General features: G+C 68.4%; 11 protein-coding genes, 1 tRNA gene and 1 pseudogene. 9 read left to right on the top strand and 4 right to left on the bottom strand.

From position 1 onward, the window contains the following. Complete coding sequence (locus O7632_RS02760) at positions 1 to 129, top strand: DLW-39 family protein (RefSeq protein ID WP_278111150.1); 129 nt, start codon at positions 1 to 3, stop codon at positions 127 to 129. 62 nt (positions 130 to 191) lie between these two features. Then, positions 192 to 264, top strand: a tRNA-Ala gene (locus O7632_RS02755). Between the two features lie 235 nt (positions 265 to 499). Here O7632_RS02755 and O7632_RS32175 read toward each other — a convergent pair. Continuing rightward, a complete protein-coding gene (locus tag O7632_RS32175; RefSeq protein WP_347403552.1) occupies positions 500 to 1,858 on the bottom strand; it encodes a hypothetical protein in 1,359 nt (452 codons plus the stop codon). 257 nt (positions 1,859 to 2,115) lie between these two features. After that, positions 2,116 to 3,492 (bottom strand): annotated as a pseudogene (locus O7632_RS02745) (acyl-CoA synthetase); the annotation flags it as partial. 189 nt (positions 3,493 to 3,681) lie between these two features. Here O7632_RS02745 and O7632_RS02740 point away from each other — a divergent pair. The 6 genes from O7632_RS02740 to O7632_RS02715 all read left to right on the top strand — a co-directional run bounded on the left by O7632_RS02740 (position 3,682) and on the right by O7632_RS02715 (position 7,504). Beyond that, entirely contained in the window at positions 3,682 to 4,080 is a 399-nt protein-coding gene (locus O7632_RS02740) for an HPF/RaiA family ribosome-associated protein (RefSeq protein ID WP_278111149.1), read from the top strand. Between the two features lie 349 nt (positions 4,081 to 4,429). After that, the gene (locus tag O7632_RS02735; protein WP_278111147.1) at positions 4,430 to 4,816 is read left to right on the top strand and encodes a hypothetical protein; all 387 of its coding nucleotides are present in this window, start codon (positions 4,430 to 4,432) and stop codon (positions 4,814 to 4,816) included. A 118-nt stretch (positions 4,817 to 4,934) separates the two neighbouring features. Continuing rightward, entirely contained in the window at positions 4,935 to 5,549 is a 615-nt protein-coding gene (locus tag O7632_RS02730; RefSeq protein ID WP_278111145.1) for a hypothetical protein, read from the top strand. A gap of 70 nt (positions 5,550 to 5,619) precedes the next feature. Beyond that, entirely contained in the window at positions 5,620 to 6,114 is a 495-nt protein-coding gene (locus O7632_RS02725) for a hypothetical protein (RefSeq protein ID WP_278111143.1), read from the top strand. Between the two features lie 5 nt (positions 6,115 to 6,119). Continuing rightward, positions 6,120 to 7,013, top strand: coding sequence for a hypothetical protein (locus O7632_RS02720; protein ID WP_278111141.1), 894 nt, complete (start codon positions 6,120 to 6,122; stop codon positions 7,011 to 7,013). A gap of 86 nt (positions 7,014 to 7,099) precedes the next feature. Further along, positions 7,100 to 7,504, top strand: a complete 405-nt coding sequence (locus O7632_RS02715; RefSeq protein ID WP_278111139.1) for a hypothetical protein — start codon at positions 7,100 to 7,102, stop codon at positions 7,502 to 7,504. A 512-nt stretch (positions 7,505 to 8,016) separates the two neighbouring features. On the opposite strand, the gene O7632_RS02710 is transcribed toward O7632_RS02715, so the two are convergent. Next, complete coding sequence (locus O7632_RS02710) at positions 8,017 to 11,385, bottom strand: DUF87 domain-containing protein (RefSeq protein ID WP_278111137.1); 3,369 nt, start codon at positions 11,383 to 11,385, stop codon at positions 8,017 to 8,019. Beyond that, on the bottom strand, positions 11,382 to 12,074 hold the full coding sequence (locus O7632_RS02705; protein ID WP_278111135.1) for a hypothetical protein: 693 nt from the start codon (positions 12,072 to 12,074) through the stop codon (positions 11,382 to 11,384). The genes O7632_RS02710 and O7632_RS02705 overlap by 4 nt, the downstream gene beginning before the upstream one ends. 374 nt (positions 12,075 to 12,448) lie before the next feature. Between O7632_RS02705 and O7632_RS02700 the strand changes: the two genes are divergently transcribed. Further along, positions 12,449 to 12,778, top strand: a complete 330-nt coding sequence (locus O7632_RS02700) for a CU044_2847 family protein (RefSeq protein ID WP_278111134.1) — start codon at positions 12,449 to 12,451, stop codon at positions 12,776 to 12,778. Positions 12,779 to 12,781 lie beyond the last annotated feature (3 nt).

Genomic DNA, 12,781 nt, shown 5'->3' with positions numbered 1-12,781 from the left:
ATGGCCAAGAAGCTCCTGATCATCGCGGCGGTCATCGGTGTTGCCGCACTGATCGCCAAAAAGGTCAAGGACACCAGCGACGAGCGTGCCCTGTGGCACGAGGCCACCACTGCTCCCGACCTGCGCTGACCCGAACTTCCGGTCTCCCACAACGGTCGCCGCTCGCAGGCGTGCGCCGAGGGCGACCGTACGGGGCCATAGCTCAACTGGCAGAGCACTGCCTTTGCAAGGCAGGGGTTAGGGGTTCGAGTCCCCTTGGCTCCACGCTGTGACATGATCTCGGCGTCGATCTGATCGCGACTGCTGCCAGGCCCGGCCTGGCCCGGCCGATTCTGCAGAGCTGGGAGATCGCCCCGATGGACACCGACCGGGGCGGGTCATCCGTTGCCGATGAGCTCCGTGTGCCGACGGACATCACCCGAAACGGCCCCGACCGTCGCCGGTCAGGGCCGTTTCACGTGAATCCAACGCCCGTCCCACAGGCGGGCGGGCCGTACGGTCAGCGGCGTCGTCCCGGGTAGCGGCGCCGCTGGGTCAGGTGGACGATCACCAGTCCGCCGAGGATCAACACCGCGCCGACGACCAGGAAGTTCATCGTGTTGGCTCCGGTGAGCGCCAGCCGGTCACCGCCCAGGTCATCCGAATCGGCAGCGAGCTCGTCGGCCGCTGGGGCGTTGGCAACGGCACCCGCCGGCTGGTTCTCCACGATCGGTGCCGGCGACTCTCCGGGATCGTTCGTTGACTCCTCGGGCGCGGGCGCAGTGGGCGACGGAGACGGTGTCGGATCGGTGCCACCGGCTACCGGAGCGGCCGTCTGTTCGTCGTCCTCCGGGTCCACACCGGCGGCCGGTGGGCTGGTCGGCGCTTCCTCAGGTGCCTCGGTCGGTGCCTCGGTCGGGACGGGGGTGGCTGGTGGTTCTGGCGAAGCCGTCTCCTCCGGGGTTTCCGGACCAGGTTCCTGTTCGCCAGGGCCCTCCTCTTCGCCCGGCTCCTGCGGCTGCGGTTCCTCGCCCGGCTGCTCCTCGCCCGGCTGCTCCTCGCCCGGAACTTCCTCCTCGGGCTGCTCCTCGGGCTGCTCCTCGCCCGGGAGCTGCTCCTCCGGCTGCTCCTCTTCGGGCGCCTCTTCCTCCGGCGGCTGTCCGGCTGCACCGACCCGAATGCGTACCGCGTCGAGGGCTGGCGTCTGGTTGGCGCGCTGCATCATCGGAATACGGTGCGAGCCGTCGCCCGCCCAGGACGCGCACTGCGCCACACCTTCCTGCGGCATGCCGGGTACGAGAATCGTCACCACGTCCGGCTCGGCGCCACCGCCACCGTCCTCGGTGGCGACGAAGAACGCCGGGACCGGTGCCGGATCGACCGCCTCGGTGGTGCTGGTGAGCATCCGGCAGGCGGTATGGAAGTGGCCGCGTACCAGCCCGTCGCCGTTGAGCAGCGACGACTCGACGTAGTAGCCGCCCTGGGCGGCCGGGAGGAACCGGTCACGCACCAGGTTGCGGGTACTCACCTTGAGCTGGAACGGCTCGCCGACCCCGACGTTCTCCGGGAATTCGGTGATCAGCAGCGTGGGATTCTTCTCCGCCTCGGCCACCTCACCGAACGCGGTCGAGACACAGCGGCCGCCCTCCTGAAAGCCGGCGTGTGCCGGCAGAGCACTGTCTTCGCAGCTGTCGCCGAGGACGTCCAAGCCGTTGGTGTTGGTCTGTGCGGTCGCGTCGCGGTCCGTTTCCGCGTTCGAGATCTGGCTGACACCAATCAGGACGCCGAAGGCGGTGAGCGTGGCGGCCGCGATGACCGCGCGGCGTCCCCGACTACCGATCCGTCCAGTGGTGGCGCGTCTGTGGGCCGACCGTCCCATGTGTATACCTTCCGAACGCTCACCGTGCTGTGGCTGTCTGCCGTAGGCTCGGGCACTCGGATGACACCATGCATCGAGCGCTGTCCCGGCCTTACGCACACCGTAGGGATCGGTTCAACGAGAAATCAACTTCGGCGTCAGAAATGATGGATACTTGAGCCGCCAATAATGAAAACTTATAGGGAGTCGGTCGAACCCTCCGTATCAGCCGTTCGGCTGATGCCGCCCAGGCCATCGCCAGGCCGTCGGGGTTCGAGGTCGGACAGCAGCTTCTTCTGCACCTTGCCCACCGCGTTGCGTGGCAGACCGTCCACCATGTGTACCTCGCGAGGACGTTTGTGGACCGACAACTCGTCCGCGACGAATGCGATGAGCTGTTCCGGCCGTACGCCGTCGGCAACGACGTACGCCACGATCCGTTGGCCGAGATCGGCATCGGCAACGCCGATCACCGCCGCCTCGCGTACCGCCGGATGGGCCAGCAGCGCGCTCTCCACCTCGCCGGCGCCGATCCGGTAGCCGCCGCTCTTGATCAGGTCGGTGGAGGACCGGCCGACGATGCGGTGCCAGCCGTCGGAGCCGATCGCGGCGACGTCCCCGGTGCGGAACCAGCCGTCGGCGGTGAACTCGGCACGATCGTCCCGGCCGAGGTAGCCATCGAACACCGTCGGGCCGCGTACCTGCAGCTCACCGATTGTCGTGCCGTCTGTCGGGAGCGGTTCGCCGTGCTCGTCCACGACGCGGGTCCGTACGCCGGCCAGTGGAACGCCGACCGCGCCGGGCCGCCGTTCGCCATCCGCCCGACTGCTGACCGTGATCAGGGTCTCGGTCATTCCGTACCGCTCGACCGGCCGGAGCCTGGTCAGACCGGCCAACTCTTCGAAGACCGGCGTGGGTAGCGCGGCGCTGCCGGAAACGAGTAGCCGGGCGCCACGCAGCTCCCGTGCCGAGGCAGGGTCCGCGCAGATCCGGGACCAGACCGTGGGTACGCCGAAGTAGAGGGTGCCGCCGGCCGTGGCGTACGCCTGGGGGGTGGGACGGCCGGTGTGCACCAACCGGGACCCGATCCGGAGCGCGCCGAGCACCCCGAGCACCAGGCCGTGCACGTGGAACAGCGGCAGGCCGTGCACCAGCACGTCGTCGGGCGTCCAGGCCCAGGCCTCGGCCAGGGCGTCCAGATCGGCGGCGATCGCCCGCCGGGTGACCGGTACGCCCTTGGGCGCTCCGGTGGTGCCGCTGGTGTAGAGAATCAGCGCCCTGGCGTCGCCGGTCAGCTGCTGTGTGGTCCCGGCCCGATCCACCGGATCGGCTCCACCGGGCGGGTCGATTCGGCCGGCCTTGAGCACCAGTTCGGCGTGGGAGTCGCGCATGATGTGCTCACGTTCGACCGGTCCGGCGTCGGGCGGTACGGGGACAACCGGCGTACCCGCCAGCAGACAGCCGGTGACCGCGACGACGGTGTCCAGGCTCGCGTCCGCGTGTACTGCGACCACCTGCGCTCCGGCGACGTCGCGGGCGACCGATCCGGCGGCGGCCAGCAGCTCGGACCGGGACATCGCCCGATCCGCCACTCGTACCGCGTCGGGCTGGTCGTGCGTCGCCGTGGTCAGCGCCGTCAGCAGACCGTCGTCCATGTCGCCCCTCGTGCTCCTCGCCCGTACGGCGTTTCCGCCCCGGGCCCAGGTGGGTATGTGCCGAACCACTGCGAGTATCCACGACAGTGACGCGACAGTGAACTGTCCGGACAGAAGGGCCAGCGCCATGGTCGACGATTCCGTGCCCCGTACCGCCGATGTGCGTGATTCCGGTCGGGAGGTGGCGTGATGACGACCGCATCCGAATCGGCGACCGTCGACGACTGCCTCCGCCTCGGGGGCGGTTTCTCACAGGGTGATCGACGGTGGATCGTGGAGCAGTTTGCCACCCTCGACAGCCGATTGGCGGCGTTCCCGCAGGACAGCACCGAATTGGAACTGTCGGTCAAGGATCGGGCTGCCCGGGGGCAGAAGGTGACGCTGGAATGCTGGATCGCGGGTTGGCCGAAAATTGTCACCACGTCGGGTGAGGAGGATCTGCGGGCCGCGCTCAACGACGTACGCGATGATCTGCGTCGTCGGCTCAACGATGCGAAGACCCGGCAGGAACCACGTAACAACCGGAATCTGCGTCCGACCGGACTGCCCGATCCTGATCCGCAGCCCGGTGATCTCGGCGTTGATTGAGTGAGCCGGCCGATCGTGTGATCCGACCGACACCTGGCCGGCACAGTGGTGCCATGGACGCGACCTGCGGATACGTTGGTCGTCGGTCGGGTGCCCCAGCGGGACGTACGGCTGCCCGGCCACCAATGAGGGGCCGGGCAGCACTGTCCGAATGGTTGAGTGGCAGATCGGTCGCTTCCGCCGAGATACCGCTGACCCGGCGGCGCGGTGTTGGTCCGGTTGGTCCAGCCTTGTGTGACCTGGATCACTGCCAATCCGTGGGCTTGTGCGCAGACGGTACGGTGACCTTCCCGAAGTTGAGAGACAGTCATGATTCGCCTTGTGAATCGTTGGCGGGAGTAGGTCATCTATGCGTCGGTACGGCGTGGTCAGCGCTATTGCGGTCACCGCCCTCGTGTTCCCCGCAGCGGGTTGCGGACTCGTCGGCGGAAGAATTACCAGCGAAAGTGAGCGGGACGAGTTCGTACAGGCGTTGACCGACGCCGGATATGGCGGACTCGGGGAACCGGTCGAAGCCGACGGGCAATGGAAGGTGCAGGCCGACATGGCTTTCGCCAGATGTTACCTGTGGCTGGAGTGGGACGGCGACGACTTCTACGTCTCTCACGTGACCGGAAACGGCGCTCCGGTGACGCCCGAAGGTCGTGAAGACCTGCCGAACCCGGAGCCGACCGCTGCTCTCGACCTGGTCAACGAAAGTGCCGCCGGACAGGATCGCGGCGGACGGGTCTGCTGATGTCGACTCCGACCAGGGGTGCGACGTCGACTCCGACCAGGGGCGGCTCGGGACGTCACCGGGACCGAGATGCCGGATCGGCTGATCGGCTGGGCGCCATGACCAGGGAACACGACCGATGAACATCCGTCCCTTCTTCATCCGGCTGGGTCCCTCCCGGTGGTGGTATGTCGCCGGGCTGGCGCTGTGGGTGGCTGGCTTTCTCGGCCTGTTCGGGTACGGCTACCTGGCCAAGACCGACCGTGACGTCGCCGCCGCCGCGTACACCCGCGTCGGCGTGGACGGCACGCTCACCGTCGAGGTCTCCGACGCCGGGGAGTACGGCGTCTGGCTGGAGACGGTGGCCGGGGCACAGCGGCCCGAGTCGGTCCGGCGGCTGGCCGACTCGCGGGTGGCCCGGCTGGTAGACATCCGGGTCACCGGAGCCGACGGCGCGGCCGTACCGGTCGGTCCGGCGCTCGGCTACGACTACCGGGCGGCGACCGAATCCGCGCAGCTGCTCGGCTGGGGTATCGGCGGCATGGCGCTCGGCCCCGGTGTCTACCAGGTCACGCTCGTCGATCCCGGACCGTACGCGGACAGCTCGGTGGCCGGTCTCGCGGTCGGTCCGCTATCAGGCGAGCCGGATCTGCGCGTCCTCGCCGGCGGTCTGGTCGGTTCGGCGGCCGGCCTCGGCGTCTGCCTGGTCACCCTGGTACGACGGCAGCGGGCTACCCGGCGGGCCGCCCCATGACGGCGCGCGGTGGTGCGCGGAGCGAGGAACGGCGGTGACGTCGATGGATCCCGACAAGCCACTCCAGTCGATGAGTGAGGCGGAGCTCAGCGCGGCCCGTTGGGCCGGGGTGCGCGGGGTGTCCGGCGAGGAGCACCGCCGCGAGCAGGAACGACAGCTACGGGAGCGCGAGTACGGGCCGCCGCGCCGATTCGCCGCCAGGCCGGGTACCAGCGGCGGAATCCGCTGGCTGTGGGACCTGTTCCTGCTGGCCCTGCCGTTCGTCGCGCTGGTGGTGGTGGTCACCGGGCTGGCCCGAGGTACGACCTGGCTGGCGGAACAGTCCGTGTTGGCGCCGCTGTTTCCCGCGCCGGGGGACAGCCCGGCCCGCTACCTGTTGTCGGTGGTCACCCTGCTGATTCTGGTACCCGGCAGCCTCGCGTTGCTGGCCGCCCGGCTCCAGCCGACCCGGCTACGGCTGGCCGCCCGGATCGTGCTGATGCCGATCGCTGTTCTGCTGGTTCCGGTGATCTTCTACGTTACCCAGGTGACCGCCACCGCCGACCTGGTCCGGCTGCCCTCATGAAGGCCGTGACAGCAGGCAACGGCGACACCGGGGCCGGCGACAATGCCGAGACGGGCAACGCCGTACTCGAACTGATCGACCGCGTGCGTCCGCCGCTGCGCGGGCTGATCGCAGCCGGCCTGGCTGCCGCCGGCGGTCTGATGCTGATGCTGGGCTCCGTACTGCCCTGGGTGGCCGGGCCGGACGCCGACGCGGTCACCTACGGCGTGGCGGCGTCGGCCACCGGCGGGTCGGCCTTGGGTTCCCGAGCCGGTATCGCCGGCGGCGACGCGCTCGTCACGCTGCTCGCCGGGATCGTCGCCGTCGGCCTCGCCGGCTGGTACGGGTTGGGTCGGGCGCGCCGCTGGCAGCAGACGGCGCTGTTCGGCGCGGCGTCGCTCGCGTTGGCCTGGACGGTGCTGGACTTCGTCGAGGTCGGCGACACGGCCGGTCCGGACGGGGCGAGGTGGGACATCGGACCCGGCATCGGGCTCTACGTCTGCCTGCTCGGCGGGTTGGCCGTGCTGACCGCCGCCGGTTCGGCGCCCCGCGACGTCGAGCAGGACCTGCGGGTCCTCGGGCATCGCGCGGAGCAGTTGGCCGCGCGTGGGCTCGGCTTCGAGGCGATCGAGAAGCAGCAGCAGTTGCTGCGCCGGGCCCGCCGCCGGCCCGGCTGGCAGGATCCCCGCCTGACCTTCGAGGCGCTCTACCTGGCCCGGCTCTATCTGAACGTGGGACACGTCGACCGGGCGGTACGGCTGGTCCACGAGGTGATGGGCGGGGCGGACGAACGGTTCGGCGGCGACCAGGAGGGACTGGCTGCGGCGCGCGCCGAAGCCGGAAGTGTGATCGTGGACGCCAACGCCCAGGTCGCCGCCGCCGGGCACCCGGCGTACTGGCCGGCGGGCTGGGCCGATTGACCGGCGAGATCCCCAGGTCGGCTGGGGACGATCGCGGGGGTGACCAGGCTGCGAGCTAGGCACCTACGGGTGGCACACTGCGCATCGTGATCTCGATCGCGGAGCTGGTGCGGCGGGCCGGGGACTCGGATGCCCTGCCGCTGGTCACCATTTCGGAGTTCTTCGACGGCAACGACGAAGAGGGTTCCATCGCCCCCAACCAGTGGGAGTACGGGCGTCCGCCGTTGGCCGAGCTGGCGGACCGGTTCCGGGACATCGAACGGCGCGAGGACGTGGCCTGGGTACGGGTGCAGCTGCACCCGGAGACGCTGGAAACCGACGAATTGGCTGGTGAGGCGGTCGCCATCTGCACCTCGGCGGACGAGCCGACCTGCGAGTCGTGGGTCGACGGGCTGGAGTCCAGTGGCATCATGGCGGGGTTGGTCGACGACTTCGTTGACGTCCCGCCGGTTCCCGCCGGCATGTCGATCTGGTCGGTCACCTGGGACTAGCCACGTTCCCTGGTCCGGCCACTCGACTGCGGTGCCGGACGGGTCGGCACCGAGGTCGAGCAAGGGAGCACGGTCGTGCGGCAGCAGGTCCACTTCGTCACGGTCGCGACCGTCGACCTCGACGCGGCCCGGCGTTTCTATCGGGACGGTCTGGGCTGGCGGCCGACGCTCGACGTACCCGGAGAGATCATCTTCTTTCAGCGCGCGCTCAGCAGCAACGAGTCGGCGGGCGTGGACCTGGTGTCGAGCTTCAACGCCGCCCGCGACGCCGAGGCACAACCGGCGGAGGCGTCGGCGGAGTCCCCGACCGTCCATGAGTTCGGCGACCGTCCTGATGTACGGATGCGGAGAGCCGACGAAGGTCGTAGCGAGCTCTGCTCCGGATCCGATCACTTGGTGAGTTGTCGGCAGCCGAGCCACCCGGAAGGTGCCTGCCTGGCGGGTGATGGACACCGAGGCGAGTGGTGGAGCACGACCAAGATGCTGGTCCTGAATCGGCGCGAACAGACCGGTCACCTGGTGACAGCGGCTCGTTGTACGACCTCCTCAGCCGTCAACGGGCTGCGGGGGTGGTGGCTCAGGCACATTGGCGCTTGGAGCTTGACGAACCGCGCGCCCTCCACCGCCGCGTAGAACTGTCCGGTGCGCATTCTGCCGACGTCAGGGATGTCGGCGCCCTTGGCCCGCGCGACGTCGCGGGCCGCCTCGATCTGCACCGGCGCGGTCAACAGGCCGAAGAACTGAGTGGCAGCGTTGCCAGGGATTTGATTGTTCAGCGCCTTCGGTGCTTGGGTGGCGAAGACCAGACCGAGTCCGTACTTGCGGGCCTGTGACGTCAAGGTGAGGGTGCTCTGTGTACACGCGGTGACCGCACCGGATGGTGCCAGCGTCTGAGCTTCGTCCATCACGAAAAGGCCACCGAGTGGCCGGTCACCAGCGGGATGCCGCTTGATCCAGGTGAACAGGGCGAGTTGTAGCTGATTGACGAAGCTCTGCCGCTGGTGGTCGTGTGGCAGTCCGACAAAGCTGATCACCGAGACCCGGGCGCGTCGTCCTGGCAGCGGCGTGAGCAACGTGCCGGGGTCGACAGGAGTGCCGTCACCCCCGAACAGCGGATCGTCGATCAACGCGGCCTTCAGTAGCTGCGCCATGCCCGCTGCCAGCTTCGGGGCGCTGTCGAGCTGGCTGACCCCGTCCGGCAGTTCGTTCAACAGATCGGTGAACGCCCGCAGGTCGCTGCCACCGGTCCGGGCGTACCCGGTCAGCGCCTCGCGCAGCACGGCTCGACCGAGCCTCGCCTTGTCGGTGCCGCCGTCGACCCGGGCATGTGGCGCGAGTGTGGCGACGGCTGAGTCGACAGCCGCGCGGAATGCGTCGGGGTCGTCGAGCACGTCACGGAAGTTCGGCAGCGGTGGAAAACTCAGCGAGCGGCCGGCACGACGACCGGGCGTCCAGACGACCACGTCGGTGCCGGCCAGGTATGCGGCAGCCCGATCCGGATCCGCAGGGCCCCAGCCAATCGGCTGCTCCGGCCAGGCATCGCCGAGTCGGGCGAGATCGTTGTTCGGGTCCAGCACGATCGCGGACACGCCACGCAGTGCGCACTCCTCGACAAGCCGGCGGATCAGCACGGTCTTGCCGGATCCCGAGCCAGCAAAAATCACCGTGTGCCGACGCAGTGACTCCAGACTCATCCGGACCGGATCCGGCCGTCCGGCGACGGAACCGACCGTCAAGTGGTACGGGTCGATCCCGGCCGGCACCTGAGGCTGTTCAGGTCCGGGCAGCACCACAGGCTGATCGTCGCGCCCACCGCGACCAGCAGACGAGTTCTCACTTGCCGCCGGCATCACTGGTACGGAGGCCCGGCCGACCGCCCGTACCGGCGGGTCGACCGGGGGCGTGGCCTGATCGGGCTCGGCTGGTGCCGTCGAGTCGCCACCGGCGGCATGGTCGTCCCTGCTGGCGTCGGTGTCGCCATCGAGCGCGGTCCGCAGGGCCGCGATACCGGATGCCGGTCGCCGGTTGGCGAACCATGGTCGTAGCCGTTCCAACCCGTACTGCTGGATCAGCTGTTCCAGGGCGGCCAGGCGCCGGATGTCCGCGGTGGGGAAGGGAAGCGTCCGCCCGCCGGCTCTGGTGAACGCGTCGAGCACCTCCCGGGTACGTGCACCGGCCGACCAGTCCACGCTCCGGAGCAGGAAGAGACGCCGTTTGGTGACCCCCTCGGTCAACCCGGCGGTGGTCATGGCGTTGCGGATTCGGTTGAGCGCCGCGATGTGGTGCGGGGCGCAGACGGCCCGGAACGACCAGTGTTCCTCGTCCTCGGTCTCGTCGTCGAGCGTTCGCCGCAACCGGGCGTGCAGAGCCGGCTTGCCGCTGACCGGCAGCGGGTCGAGGCTGAACTCGTCGGCTGATCCGTCCTGAGCGGCGATCCACGCGGTCAACCCGGCCTGCAGCAGCACCGGCACCCTCAGGTCCTCGCTGGACTGCTGCACCGCGCTCGCGGTCTCGGCTGACTCGATCAACTCGGCGTACCTGATGTCGATCTTGGCTAGCTCGTCGGATTCGGCCGGCACCGGCCGCGTGTCGCCCTGCGACTCGGACTTGCCGGACCGATCGGGTGTGGACACGGCATCGGACCTCGTGGACGGGCCGTCGTATCCAGATGGCGCACGCAGCAGGTGAGTAAGCTCGCGCACCTGCCCGTCAGCCAGGCAGCTGCGCACGTGGGTGTCGATCCGACGGAGCAGTTCGCGCGGCGTGAACTGGACGACCTCAGCGAAGGCGGACGGGTGGATCGGCCACGTCGGGTACGGCGGGGTGAAGCCCAGCTCGTCGAAGACCAGGCCGAACCGCTTCTCCACCAACTCGCGGCCGATCTCCGGTGACGGGATCTCCTTGAGCCGCACCGCCTCCCGGAACCGATCCTGCACAGTGTCGGTGGCCTGCACCTTGATGCTTTGCCAGGTCTGCGGTAGGCAGGAGACGATCGACAACGAGCGGCGGGTGTTCTCACGGAGCGACATCAGCCCGCTGGCGATCTGCTCCAGCAGCAACGAGGTTTGCCAGTCGACCTCGCCGCGGACTTCACGAGTGGTGGATTTGACCGACTGGGCGACCATCAGGTCGATCTGATCGAGCGCGATGACGGTGGGTCCGACCAGGGCAACCAACCGGGAGGTGTCGCGGACGATCTCCTGTGGCGCACGCTTGCTGCGCCGGATGCCCCACGCGGCCAGCGCTCCGGGGCTTTCCTCGTCACTGGATGACAGGAAATCGTAGCCGACGTCTTGGGCCGTGCCGTCGTCACTGGCGTATAGCACCAGTGCCCGAGCGGTGTCCTGGCATTCGGTGCCGATTTGGCGATTGGCCTTGCGTACCTGGTCTACGAAGGCATCGAGGGCGTGCCGGGTCAGTTCGGTCTCGCCGGTGACCGACCGCCGGACGGCGCGTGGCGCGTCGACCTCGTCGGCCAGTCTGCGCAGGAATGCGTGCAGTTGCGAAGTCCCGTCCGGTGCCGGTCGGGCGAAATCCTCCAGCAGGGACAGCGAGGTGCTCCGCCAGAACGCGTTGGCCTCTAGGAGCCTGACAAGAAAAAAGAACCCACCGGCGGCCTGTACCCGTTGACGGACCGCGCCGAGCAGGTGCGTCTTGCCGGTGCCGCGTTGTCCCAGGATCGCCAGACCCACCGGGCTGGAGTCGACGCTGTGATTCGCTTCGGAGACGCCCTCCATCACCATTTCGATGATCTGGTGATGTAGCCCTTCGACGTGAAACGGGATCGGCTTCCAGACATCATCCGGAGTCGGTGCCCAGTTGAACCGTAGCGCGGCCAGCGCCCGCCGCTGCTCATCGGTCATCCCGGTGGGACCGGTCATGAGGGCGAGATCGAAATCAGATGCCGGAGCTGATTGCCGATGCTGACGGCCGCGTCGCGCTCCTGCGTTCTGAGTACCTTCTGGTTGGATTCCGGCACGATCTGCACGTCGGGGTCCTGGTTGAGCTTGATCAGGGCGGTGTCGAGATCGTCGCGCGGCAGATCGGCGAGCGCGGCCCGCAGCGCGGCCAGCATGACGTAGTCGCCGGGCTGGTCGATCAGCTCGTGGTACGCCCGCCGGATCCGTGTGGCCACGTCAACCTGGCTCGCTTCGCTGCCGTTGGCCGTCGTCCCGACCGGCTCTGCCGGGCTGATGGTGGTAGCGATCTCGTTGGGCTTGAACTGCATCCGGAAGAGGTCGTCGGCTCGAACGCCCGAGTGGTCGATCAGCCGGCGAACGAAGTCGAGCACCGTGTAGAGCGTCGCACCGGCGGTGCCGGCACCCTTCGGTGGCTCGTCCTTACTCAACTCCGCCTTGGCTGCCTCCCACCCGCTGTCGGTCAGGTGCAGGGTGATCGGCTTCTCCGTCACCTCGATCAGCCCAAGGGTCTCCAGGGCGCGGCGATGGGTCGCCTTGAACCCGGTGACGCCCGCGACGTTGATCAGGTAGCTCTGCTGCAGCGGAGCGGCCTTGACCATCAGGTTGATGAGTACGCACCGCTCGACGAGGGTGAGGTCCTTCTCCGACATGCGGTGCTCCTCAAGGGCGTGAGCGGTCGCATCGACATGGCGATGATCAATAGCTCGGGGTGGCCGGGAAGATGAGATGCTGGGCCGGGGTGGCCTGGGCACTGGCCGATTCTGCCGATACCGCCGGATCGGCGCAAGGTCCGTCCGTCCGGTGCAGATAGCTGACACTCGGCAATGAGTGGATCTTCAACCCCGCAGGGCAGGCGCTTACCTGAAACACCTGTTCGCAGCTGCCTAAAAGTGATCATGAATGGAACCGTTGCCAAATCTCGTCGGTGAGAGGCAGCATGGCTGGTCGGTGTAACCCGGGTGGTGGTCCGCAAAGTGCGGGCTGCGGTCTTATGTCTGCTTCTGTCGGGCAGCGGAGGTGTGTGGTGCAGTCCGAAGTGGTCCGCTATCAGGTCGACGACAAGACGATAGCGATGATCGAGATCGATCCACCGGTTGGTTTTCAGCCGGCCGGGATCGGTGACGTCGCCGGCTGGGTACGAGAGTCCGCCGCACCTGCCGTCGCCGCCGCCAAAGTGTTATTGGACCAGGTCAAGGCTGTCTCCCCGGATGCTGTCGAGGTGAAGTTCGGCATCAAGGCGACCGGAACGGCCAACTGGGTGGTCGCCAAGGCGGCGACCGAAGGCAATTTTGAAGTCACCCTCTGCTGGTATCCGGGTGGGCCGCCGGACGCCGGCACCACGATGCGGCGCTGACCG

Origin of the sequence: Solwaraspora sp. WMMD406 (genome assembly GCF_029626025.1) — a bacterium.
GTDB lineage: Bacteria > Actinomycetota > Actinomycetes > Mycobacteriales > Micromonosporaceae > Micromonospora_E.
The sequence above is the reverse complement of the archived record's forward strand: the minus strand, read 5'-3'. Positions and strand labels throughout refer to the sequence as shown.

Excerpts from the sequence above, each read along its gene's own strand:
- O7632_RS02760 (WP_278111150.1), top strand. The coding sequence starts at position 1 with ATGGCCAAGAAGCTCCTGATCATCGCGGCGGTCATCGGTGTTGCCGCA.
- O7632_RS32175 (WP_347403552.1), bottom strand. The coding sequence starts at position 1,858 with ATGGGACGGTCGGCCCACAGACGCGCCACCACTGGACGGATCGGTAGT.
- O7632_RS02740 (WP_278111149.1), top strand. The coding sequence starts at position 3,682 with ATGACGACCGCATCCGAATCGGCGACCGTCGACGACTGCCTCCGCCTC.
- O7632_RS02735 (WP_278111147.1), top strand. The coding sequence starts at position 4,430 with ATGCGTCGGTACGGCGTGGTCAGCGCTATTGCGGTCACCGCCCTCGTG.
- O7632_RS02730 (WP_278111145.1), top strand. The coding sequence starts at position 4,935 with ATGAACATCCGTCCCTTCTTCATCCGGCTGGGTCCCTCCCGGTGGTGG.
- O7632_RS02725 (WP_278111143.1), top strand. The coding sequence starts at position 5,620 with ATGAGTGAGGCGGAGCTCAGCGCGGCCCGTTGGGCCGGGGTGCGCGGG.
- O7632_RS02710 (WP_278111137.1), bottom strand. The coding sequence starts at position 11,385 with ATGACCGGTCCCACCGGGATGACCGATGAGCAGCGGCGGGCGCTGGCC.
- O7632_RS02705 (WP_278111135.1), bottom strand. The coding sequence starts at position 12,074 with ATGTCGGAGAAGGACCTCACCCTCGTCGAGCGGTGCGTACTCATCAAC.